General features: G+C 69.0%; 12 protein-coding genes and 1 pseudogene. 6 read left to right on the top strand and 7 right to left on the bottom strand.

Translation table 11 applies throughout. The annotated features are described in order from the left end of the window. The first annotated feature begins 376 nt into the window (after positions 1-376). Positions 377-601, top strand: coding sequence for a hypothetical protein (locus tag ON41_RS27070; RefSeq protein WP_040750655.1), 225 nt, complete (start codon positions 377-379; stop codon positions 599-601). Between the two features lie 71 nt (positions 602-672). On the opposite strand, the gene rpmF is transcribed toward ON41_RS27070, so the two are convergent. From rpmF to mrf, 3 genes are read right to left on the bottom strand one after another with little or no spacing between them, the layout of a single operon-like run. Then, entirely contained in the window at positions 673-846 is a 174-nt protein-coding gene (rpmF, locus tag ON41_RS27075) for a 50S ribosomal protein L32 (protein WP_040750656.1), read from the bottom strand. Positions 847-849: 3 nt separating this feature from the next. Next, positions 850-1,143 carry a type B 50S ribosomal protein L31 gene (locus ON41_RS27080; RefSeq protein WP_040750657.1) on the bottom strand — a complete coding sequence of 98 codons (294 nt, stop codon included), beginning with the start codon at positions 1,141-1,143 and terminating at the stop codon, positions 850-852. A 4-nt stretch (positions 1,144-1,147) separates the two neighbouring features. After that, positions 1,148-2,560, bottom strand: a complete 1,413-nt coding sequence (mrf, locus tag ON41_RS27085; protein WP_051162589.1) for a ribosome hibernation factor-recruiting GTPase MRF — start codon at positions 2,558-2,560, stop codon at positions 1,148-1,150. 159 nt (positions 2,561-2,719) lie between these two features. On the opposite strand from mrf, the gene rpmB reads away from it, so the two are divergent. From rpmB to rpsR, 4 genes are read left to right on the top strand one after another with little or no spacing between them, the layout of a single operon-like run. Beyond that, a complete protein-coding gene (rpmB, locus tag ON41_RS27090; protein WP_040750659.1) occupies positions 2,720-2,956 on the top strand; it encodes a 50S ribosomal protein L28 in 237 nt (78 codons plus the stop codon). Continuing rightward, positions 2,956-3,120 (top strand): 50S ribosomal protein L33, encoded by a 165-nt coding sequence (rpmG, locus tag ON41_RS27095; RefSeq protein ID WP_040750660.1) that lies wholly within the window; start codon positions 2,956-2,958, stop codon positions 3,118-3,120. The genes rpmB and rpmG overlap by 1 nt, the downstream gene beginning before the upstream one ends. Further along, positions 3,121-3,426: a 30S ribosomal protein S14 gene (gene rpsN, locus ON41_RS27100; RefSeq protein WP_040750661.1), complete on the top strand. Its 306-nt coding sequence runs from the start codon at positions 3,121-3,123 to the stop codon at positions 3,424-3,426. It abuts the gene before it with no gap. A gap of 59 nt (positions 3,427-3,485) precedes the next feature. Further along, positions 3,486-3,740: a 30S ribosomal protein S18 gene (rpsR, locus tag ON41_RS27105; protein WP_040750662.1), complete on the top strand. Its 255-nt coding sequence runs from the start codon at positions 3,486-3,488 to the stop codon at positions 3,738-3,740. Between the two features lie 300 nt (positions 3,741-4,040). Here rpsR and ON41_RS27110 read toward each other — a convergent pair whose 3' ends face one another. Next, positions 4,041-4,604, bottom strand: a complete 564-nt coding sequence (locus tag ON41_RS27110) for a LysM peptidoglycan-binding domain-containing protein (protein ID WP_040750663.1) — start codon at positions 4,602-4,604, stop codon at positions 4,041-4,043. 200 nt (positions 4,605-4,804) lie between these two features. On the opposite strand from ON41_RS27110, the gene ON41_RS27115 reads away from it, so the two are divergent. Continuing rightward, complete coding sequence (locus ON41_RS27115) at positions 4,805-5,266, top strand: hypothetical protein (protein ID WP_040750664.1); 462 nt, start codon at positions 4,805-4,807, stop codon at positions 5,264-5,266. Positions 5,267-5,586: 320 nt separating this feature from the next. Here the strand turns inward: ON41_RS27115 and purH are convergent, their stop codons facing one another. The 3 genes and pseudogenes from purH to ON41_RS27130 all read right to left on the bottom strand — a co-directional run. Further along, positions 5,587-7,149 carry a bifunctional phosphoribosylaminoimidazolecarboxamide formyltransferase/IMP cyclohydrolase gene (purH, locus tag ON41_RS27120; protein ID WP_040750665.1) on the bottom strand — a complete coding sequence of 521 codons (1,563 nt, stop codon included), beginning with the start codon at positions 7,147-7,149 and terminating at the stop codon, positions 5,587-5,589. After that, positions 7,146-7,802 (bottom strand): phosphoribosylglycinamide formyltransferase, encoded by a 657-nt coding sequence (gene purN / locus ON41_RS27125; RefSeq protein ID WP_051162592.1) that lies wholly within the window; start codon positions 7,800-7,802, stop codon positions 7,146-7,148. The genes purH and purN overlap by 4 nt, the downstream gene beginning before the upstream one ends. 64 nt (positions 7,803-7,866) lie before the next feature. Then, positions 7,867-8,453: pseudogene (locus ON41_RS27130) on the bottom strand (DUF6350 family protein); the annotation flags it as partial.

Raw genomic sequence — 8,453 nt, forward strand, 5'->3', positions numbered from 1 at the left:
CCGATCGGGCTCGAGAGTGGCGATGAGCGGGTTCTCCCGATCACCTCGGGAAAACCCGCCCTCCCGGATGAGGGTACCGGTGCGAGGGCACGAAAGCATCACTTCGGTGAGACTTTTTCATCGCTCAAAAACGTACCAACAGTACGTAATTCGTCTTGCAGCTATCTGAAGGCTATCGCCCGGTGACCATCCGGCGCTGCTCGTCACAATACCAGCAGTAACGCCGCGGTCGCCGAATTCGGGCAAATCATCCACGTCGGTCGCATGCATGACGACCGGACGGTCTCCTGACGAACCCGGCAATTTCCCCCGAAACGAGCACACTTCGAGTTATCGTCGGCTGTCTCGAACACGACTCGCTCTCAAGGAGATTCCTATGGCCGTTACCGTGTCGCTCGACAAAGCCCTGGACAAGGCATACGAGAACAAGTCCCTGACCGAGATCCTCGCCGCGCCGCCCTCGGCGCTGGCCGGGCTCACCGAGAGCCACGACACCAAGCTGCTGGATGCGCTGGGCGTCAAGACGATCGCCGACCTGGCGGGCAACAAGTACTTCCGCCTCGCGGCCGCACTGGCCGACCTCGCCGCCAAGGAAGGGTGAGCGGGCGGTAGCACGCGACGACGGCGGCCACCGTCAGCACACGGTGGCCGCCGTTCGCATCGATCCGGAAGTTACAGCTTCTCCGGATCGATCAGGCCGCGGCGTACAGCGGCAACCAGCCGCCGCGGCACCGAGTAGGTGACGCCACCGACGCCGACCGGCACCAGGTCGGGTGGCGTCGCCTTCCAGTTCGCCCGCCGGCTCCGGGTGTTCGCCCGCGACATCCGCCGCTTGGGGACCGCCATGGCCTAGCCCTCCCCTCGATCGGGCCGGACGGCGGAATTCGCCTGGGCACGTGACCGTTTGCCGTATTTGCGTTCGAACTTCTCCACCCGGCCCTGGGTGTCCAGCACGCGGTTCGCGCCGGTCCAGAACGGGTGCGAGTCTGAGGTGACATCGACGGTGATGAGCGGATAGCTCTGCCCGTCGGTCCATTCCGCGGTCCGGGTGCCGAGGGCGGTGGACCGGGTGAGGAAGCGCGTGCCGGTGCTCACGTCCTCGAAGATCACCGGATGGTAGTCCGGGTGGATACCTGACCTCATGGGTCTACCTTTCTGTCGTGCGCTGCTCGCCCGACGGCGAGGCGCTGGATGCCGAATCCGATCCGTCCCCGTCCACGCAGGGGTCGGTGTGCCACTGCCCGAACGGGTCCTCCCACTGCGCCACGAGTTCCGGGGCGCCGCGCACGAGCATCAGCTCGGCCTCGTCGACCAGGGCCCAGTGCAGGGCGAGGCGGATCTCGTCCGGATCGGCGTCGCAGGTCAGCACGACCAGGGAGATATCGCGGTCGCCGAAGTGTTCGTCCCAGCGCAGCGCGGCCAGGGCCCGCCGATCCGGATCCGCCGCCGCCCGTTCCCGCGGGGACATCGCCGCCAGCCAGGGCCCCGCGCTGCCGACGCGCAGCCCGCCGCCCGCCGATTCCAGCCATACGGCCTCGTCGGGCTGGGTGGCCAGCCAGATCCGGCCCCGCGCGGTGACGACGCCGTCGAACAGCACGTCGATCGCCTGGTGCAGGCGGGCCGGATGGAACGGACGGTCGGTGGCGAATTCGATCAGCGCCACCCCGTGGTCGACGTCCAGCGGCGGCTGCCCGCGCAGCAGCGGGGCGTGCGCGTCGAAGATCCGGCCGCGCCGCGAGCCCGCCGGGATCTCCGCGAGCAGGTCCTCGATGCCGGCGGCGCCCAGTGCGGCCGGATCGTCCGCCCAGACCACCGGCGCCTGCGGAGCCAGGCGATCGAGGACGGCTCCCAGCCGCGCCCGGTCGGCCCCGTCGACCGACTCCGCCCCGACGATCGCCACGACATCGGCGAATTCGACCTGGCCGACGGCCACTTGGGCCACCGTCCGCTCGTCGTCGGCATCGGCGAGGCCGCGCTCGGCCAGGGTCTCCTCGCTCAGCGCGTCGGGCAGCCAGGTCCGCCCGTCCAGGCAGGTGACCACGGCCGCGATCCGCACGTCCCGCGCGGCCGGGCCGTCCACGCGGCCCACCATCCCGGCCACCTCGACATGCGCGATCGCGTGGCACACCGCCTCCGCCTCGAACGCCGGATCCAGCGCGATCACGATGCGCCGCACCGAATCCCGCGCGGCCAGGCGGCACAGCAGCGGCAGCAGATCGGCGCGCAGCGTGCAGGACACACAGCCGTGCGCCAGCTCGTGCACCGTGCTGTGTTCAATGGCGCCGCCTCCGGCGTCGCGGTTCGCGGCCCCCTGAGGCTCGGTTCTTCCCTCCTCCGCTCCTCCGCTTCGCTCCCCCGCTCCGTCAGTCCAGAACCGAGCCGGGCCGCGAACTTGCCCGTTCACATTCTCAGGAGGTTTCTGAGACACCGTGCGGCGGACGATGCCCTCGCGCAGTTCGGTCAGGTCGTGGCGGACGACCACGGTGCCGGGTGTGTCCCGCAGGGCCCGCGCGAGGTGGTCCACGCCGGCCGTCGCGACACCCTCGAAGCCCGCCAGCATCACGACGGGCGTACGGCGGTCGGGATGAGACGCCACCGGAACCCCTTTCGACAATGATTTTCATTTACCGAGAGGCAACGGTACAGTGTCGGACGACCGTTGTCGAAAATGATTGTCATTGCGGTGTTGGGGCACCGCCATCGGAAACAGGAGGCTCCTATGTCGGCGCACTGCCAGGTGACCGGGCGGCGCCCGGGTTTCGGCAAGTCCGTCTCGCACTCGCACAGGCGGACCAATCGCCGCTGGGATCCCAACATCCAGCGCAAGACCTACTACCTGCCCAGCGAGGGCCGCCGGATCACGCTGACCGTCTCGGCCAAGGGCATCAAGACCATCGACCGCGACGGCATCGAGGCGGTCGTCGCCCGGCTGCGCGCCAGGGGAGAGAAGATCTGATGGCTCGCAACGAGATTCGCCCCATCATCAAACTGCGTTCGACGGCGGGCACGGGCTTCACCTACGTCACCCGCAAGAACCGCCGCAACGATCCGGACCGCTTGGTCCTGCGCAAGTACGACCCGGTCGTCCGCAAGCACGTCGATTTCCGCGAGGAGCGCTGAATGGCCAAGAAGTCGAAGATCGAGCGCAATGAGCAGCGGAAACTCGTGGTCGCGCGGTACGCCGAGCGGCGGGCCGAGCTGAAGGAACTGCTCCGCAAGCCCACGACGCCCGACGACGAGCGAGCCGCCGCGCGGGCCGCCCTGCAGAAACTGCCGCGCGATGCCAGTCCGGTACGATTGCGCAATCGGGACGCCACGGATGGACGCCCACGTGGTCATCTCCGGAAGTTCGGTCTCTCCCGTGTACGTGTGCGCGAGCTGGCCCACCGGGGGGAGCTGCCCGGTGTGCACAAATCGAGTTGGTAGACCACCCGCAGACCTCGTGCACATAGTGCCCAGGGCTCATGCCGAGAAAGGACACTGACATGGCCGTGAAGCGAGCACCGTCGAAGAAGGTCCGCGCCGAGCAGGCGCGTCGGCCGAAGAAGAACCCCCTCATCGCCGCCGGCATCGAGATCGTCGACTACAAGGACGTGAACCTGCTCCGCACGTTCATCTCCGACCGCGGCAAGATCCGCAGCCGCCGCGTCACCGGCCTGACCCCCCAGCAACAGCGCCAGGTCGCCATCGCGGTGAAGAACGCCCGCGAGATGGCGCTGCTCCCCTTCACGAGCCGCTGACGGTCCTGGACGGAAAGAGCCCCCGATGCCCATGCATCGGGGGCTCTCGGCATTCCGGCGGGCATCCGTTTTCCGGCACGCTTTTGGCCGGAATCTCTGGACGGGCAGTGGATCCCGGCCAAAAGCGTGCCGGGAAATGGGTGGGGCGTGCCGGGAAATGGGTGGGGCATGCCGGGAAATGGGTGGGGCATGCCGGGAAATGGGTGGGGCATGCCGGGAACGGGTGGGCATGCCGGGAACGGGTGGGCATGCCGGGAACGGGTGGGCATGCCGGGAACGGGTGGGCATGCCGGGGATGGACTACGGGATGTTCAGCACCTGGCCGACATCGATCGCGTCGGGGTTGTCTATGCCGCTGGCGCCGGCGATGTCCAGGTAGCGGTTGCCGTCGCCGTAGAAGCGCTCGGCGATCGCCCACAGGGTGTCGCCGGGTTCGACCGTGTAGGTGCGGGCCTCCGGCGGGGGCGGCGGCGCGGCCTCCGCCATGGCCGGTTCGGCGGACGTCATCTCCGCCTCCTCGACGACGATCGGGGTGTCGGTATGGGTCTCCGACGCCCAGACCGGGCTGCCGTCCGGGCCGTACATGACGATGTTGCGGTCCGATTGCAGGACCAACCGGTCGACCTGTTTGCCGTTGGTCTCCGTGGACCAGGCCGCGCCGTCGTCCTTGTACAGCACGAAGTTGCCGTCGTCCTGTAGGACGGCCCGCCGGACGCCCTGATCGTGGGTGCTGGTAGCCCAGACGACACCGCCCGGTTCGGAAAGCACCAGGTTACCGTCGTTCTGGAGGGTCAGGGTGTACGCACCGCCCTGCAGGGACTGGCCGAGACCGAGTTCATCGCCTACGTTCAGCGTGTCGCCCACGGTGGTTCCTTTCGTGAAAGGGGATCACTCTTCATCGGGAGATCGATGGCGCCGAACCGCATTCGCTCATCATTTGCGCACAGTAGCCGCACCGCGGCGGGCGGCACAGGGTTTACGCGTAGTCGTTGCAGAATGTTCACTGGACCGCCCGCCCGCGACCGGCGCGGACCCCCACCGGCGGACCACTAGGGTGGACGCTCATGAACCTGAACTCGGGCGGACGTCGCGCCGTCGCCGTGGCCGCGGCGCTGGGCGCCCTGGTGACCGCGGCCTGTGGTAGTGCGAAAGACGATGGAGCACAATCGGATACGAGTACGACCACGAAATCGGGCCCGAGTACCCCGACCGAACAGGAGCCGCCCCAGCCCGGCCGGATGTTCACCGCGAACCCGGCGATCACGCGCGGCGGCCCGATCCCGTTCGAGAGCTGGAGCCGGGTTGCTCCGGACCGCATCGCGGTCAACTTCCAGATCGGATCGCCGGAGTGCTACGGCGTGGACGAGACCACCACCGAGACCGGCGACACAGTCACCGTCGAACTGCGGGCCGGATCCCTGCCCGAGGCGGCCGGCCGGATGTGCACCATGATCGCGGTTTTCGGAACTCTCGAGGTCCCACTGAAGCAACCGCTTGGTGATCGAAAGGTGCTCAGCGCCAGGTGAAGTCACCGCGAGCACAAATGCAAGTGCAAATGGAAGACCTCTTTTGCAGTTTTCTTGTGATGTATGTCACTCGCAATGTTGCGTTCTGCACTTATAGCTGATGTGCATACCCCATAGCCGGATTTCGGGTGTTACGTTGCCCTCCAGAACGATTTCACCGAGCGGCGAAGCGGCCGCTCCCCAGAGAGCCAACCGACTCGCTCCCCGCCACGGCAGGGAGAGCGAAACCCGGGTGCCGGGATGAGGAAGGCCCGGTGGCTGGATGAGACGAAGCCCTGCGCGAGAAGCGAGTTCTCGCGCAGGGCTTCGTCTTTGGCGTCTCAGTGGGCGAAGTGCCGCGCGCCCGTCAGATACATCGTGACCCCGGCCTCCCGGCAGGCATCGATGGTCAGCTGGTCGCGCACCGAACCACCCGGCTGCACAATGGCTTTCACACCGGCCGCGATGAGCTGCTGCGGCCCGTCCGGGAACGGGAAGTAGGCGTCCGACGCCGCGACCGACCCCGGGGCGCGGTCACCGGCGCGCAGCACGGCCAGATGCACCGCGTCGACCCGGTTGACCTGACCCATGCCGACGCCCACCGAGGCCCCGTCGTGGGCCAGCAAGATCGCGTTGGACTTCACCGCGCGGCAAGCGCGCCAGGCGAATTCGAGATCGGCGAGGGTCGCTTCGTCCGCCGCCTCGCCGGAGGCCAGGGTCCAGGTGCCCGGATCGTCGCCCTCGGCGTCGATGATGTCGGACTGTTGCAGCAGCGCGCCGCCGCTGATCGGCCGCAGTTCGACGCCGCCGCGACGAGGCCGGTCCGCGATCAGGATGCGCACGTTCTTCTTGCGCTGCAACACCTCCACCGCGCCGTCGGCATAGCCCGGGGCCACGATCACCTCGGTGAAGATCTCGGCGACCTGTTCGGCCATCTCCACCGTCACCTCGCGGTTGGCCGCGATCACGCCGCCGAACGCGCTGACCGGATCGCAGGCGTGCGCCTTGCGGTGGGCCTCGGCGATATCGGCGCCGACCGCGATGCCACACGGGTTGGCGTGCTTGACGATCGCTACCGCGGCGGGGGTGTGATCCCAGGCGGCCCGCCAGGCGGCATCGGCGTCGGTGTAGTTGTTGTACGACATCTCCTTGCCGTGCAGCTGCTTCGCCTGCGCCAGACCGGTGCTGCCGTCGTTCGAGGCGTACAGCGCGGCGGCCTGATGCGGGTTCTCGCCGTAGCGCAGCACCGCCTCGCGCGTCCAGCTGCCGCCCAGCCAGCCCGGGAACCGCTGCCCGGCTTCGGGATCGGCCGCCAGCACACCGGTCATCCAGCTCGCCACCGCCACGTCGTAGGTCGCGGTGTGCTGGAAGGCCTTGGCCGCCAGGCCGGTTCGCTCGGCGAGGGTGAAGCCGCCGGACTTCACCGCGCTCAGCACGTCGTCGTAGTCGCCGGTGTCGACGACCACGGCCACCGACGGGTGATTCTTGGCCGCCGCGCGGACCATCGAGGGCCCGCCGATATCGATCTGCTCGACGCATTCGTCCGGGGTCGCGCCGCCGGCCACCGTCTCGGTGAACGGGTAGAGGTTGACGACCACCAGCTGGAACGCCTCGACACCGAGTTCGGTCAGCTGATCGGCATGCTCCTGCTTGCGCAGATCGGCGAGGATGCCGGCGTGCACCCGCGGGTGCAGCGTCTTCACCCGCCCGTCCAGCGTCTCCGGGAACCCGGTCAGGTCCTCCACCTTCGTCACCGGAATACCGGCATCGGCGATGCGTGCCGCGGTCGACCCGGTCGACACCAGTTCCACGCCGGCCGCGTGCAGCCCGGTGGCCAGTTCGACCAGTCCGGACTTGTCGTACACGCTCACCAGCGCCCTGGCGATCGGCTTGCGTTCAGTCACCGGAGTACTCGCTCATCTGGAATTACTGCCTTTCGTCCATCGGAGACAATGCCTCGGGTCGCGACGGCGGCGACCACCTCCGCCAGTAACCGCCGTTCCACGACCTTGATTCGCTCGTGCAGGGTGGCCTCGTCGTCGTCGGGCAGGACCGGCACGGCCTCCTGCGCGAGGATCGGCCCGGTATCGACGCCGGCGTCCACCAGGTGCACGGTGGATCCGGTCACCCGCACGCCGTAGGCGAGCGCGTCGCGCACCCCGTGCGCCCCCGGGAAGGACGGCAGCAGCGCGGGGTGGGTGTTGAGGATCCGGCCGCCGAAGCGTTCCAGGAACGCGGGGCCCAGGATCTTCATGAAGCCCGCCGACACCACGAGGTCGGGGTCGTGGGCGGCGACGGCCGCGGTCAGGGCGGCGTCCCAGGCGGCGCGGTCCGGATGGTCGGCGACCGCGACGCGGAAGTGCGGGATATCGGCGGCGTCCGCGTATTCGGTTGCGCCACAGGCCCGGTCGACGCCGACCGCGACCACGCGCGCGGGGTAGTCCGGCTGTCCGGTGGCCGTGAGGAGCGAGCGGAGCAGCGACCCGGTCCCCGAGGCGAGCACGACGACGGTCGCGGGCGCCGTCGGCGGTACGAGCTTGGCGGGCGGGGTGGTCAGCGCTCTACTCCCTGTGTGTCGGTGCTGCAGGAGCCGGCGGCTGCGGTCGACCGCCGCGTAAAGCCTAACGACCGTGGGGCCCGCCGCCCTCGGGCAGGTCCGCCTCTACCACTTCCGCGTCGAGAATGTCCGCCGTTTCGCCGGGATCGTCGTCTTCCGCGGCGGCCAGCGCGGGCTGTTCCTCGACCAGTTCGCCATCGACGACCCGCCCGGCGGAGTAGTCGTCGTACTCGTAGCCGTACCCGTCGTCGTAGTCGCCGGCATATCCGTCGTCGTAGCCGACGGCACCGTCGTAATCCTCGTCGTACTCGTCGTCCGGATAGTCCTCGCCGGCGGAGTGCTCGTCGTAGCCGACGCCGCCGGCCGGGGCGAACGACGGCAGGAACCAGCGCGCGCAGACCAGGCCCACGTATCCGGGAACGGCGAGCCACACGAAGGTCAGCGCGGTCGACAGCGCGACCGCCGGGCCGAGGTAGCCGAACGATCCCGCGGCCCCGCCCGCCAGCCCGCCGAAGACGGCCGCCGCGGGCAGCGACAGGCCCGCCGCGGTCAGCGTCGCCCAGGGCGCGCGGATCTCGTCGTCACTGGTGCGCGCGCAGTCGAGTCCGGCGAGCACACCGATCGCGGCCGGGGCCGAGCAGCAGCACCGGC

The sequence above is a fragment of the Nocardia transvalensis NBRC 15921 genome, from assembly GCF_000308875.1.
Lineage (GTDB): Bacteria > Actinomycetota > Actinomycetes > Mycobacteriales > Mycobacteriaceae > Nocardia > Nocardia transvalensis.

Excerpts from the sequence above, each read along its gene's own strand:
- ON41_RS27080 (WP_040750657.1), bottom strand. The coding sequence starts at position 1,143 with ATGAGGTCAGGTATCCACCCGGACTACCATCCGGTGATCTTCGAGGAC.
- rpsR (WP_040750662.1), top strand. The coding sequence starts at position 3,486 with ATGGCCGTGAAGCGAGCACCGTCGAAGAAGGTCCGCGCCGAGCAGGCG.
- ON41_RS27115 (WP_040750664.1), top strand. The coding sequence starts at position 4,805 with ATGAACCTGAACTCGGGCGGACGTCGCGCCGTCGCCGTGGCCGCGGCG.
- rpmG (WP_040750660.1), top strand. The coding sequence starts at position 2,956 with ATGGCTCGCAACGAGATTCGCCCCATCATCAAACTGCGTTCGACGGCG.
- rpsN (WP_040750661.1), top strand. The coding sequence starts at position 3,121 with ATGGCCAAGAAGTCGAAGATCGAGCGCAATGAGCAGCGGAAACTCGTG.
- rpmF (WP_040750656.1), bottom strand. The coding sequence starts at position 846 with ATGGCGGTCCCCAAGCGGCGGATGTCGCGGGCGAACACCCGGAGCCGG.
- rpmB (WP_040750659.1), top strand. The coding sequence starts at position 2,720 with ATGTCGGCGCACTGCCAGGTGACCGGGCGGCGCCCGGGTTTCGGCAAG.
- mrf (WP_051162589.1), bottom strand. The coding sequence starts at position 2,560 with ATGCTGGCGGGCTTCGAGGGTGTCGCGACGGCCGGCGTGGACCACCTC.
- ON41_RS27070 (WP_040750655.1), top strand. The coding sequence starts at position 377 with ATGGCCGTTACCGTGTCGCTCGACAAAGCCCTGGACAAGGCATACGAG.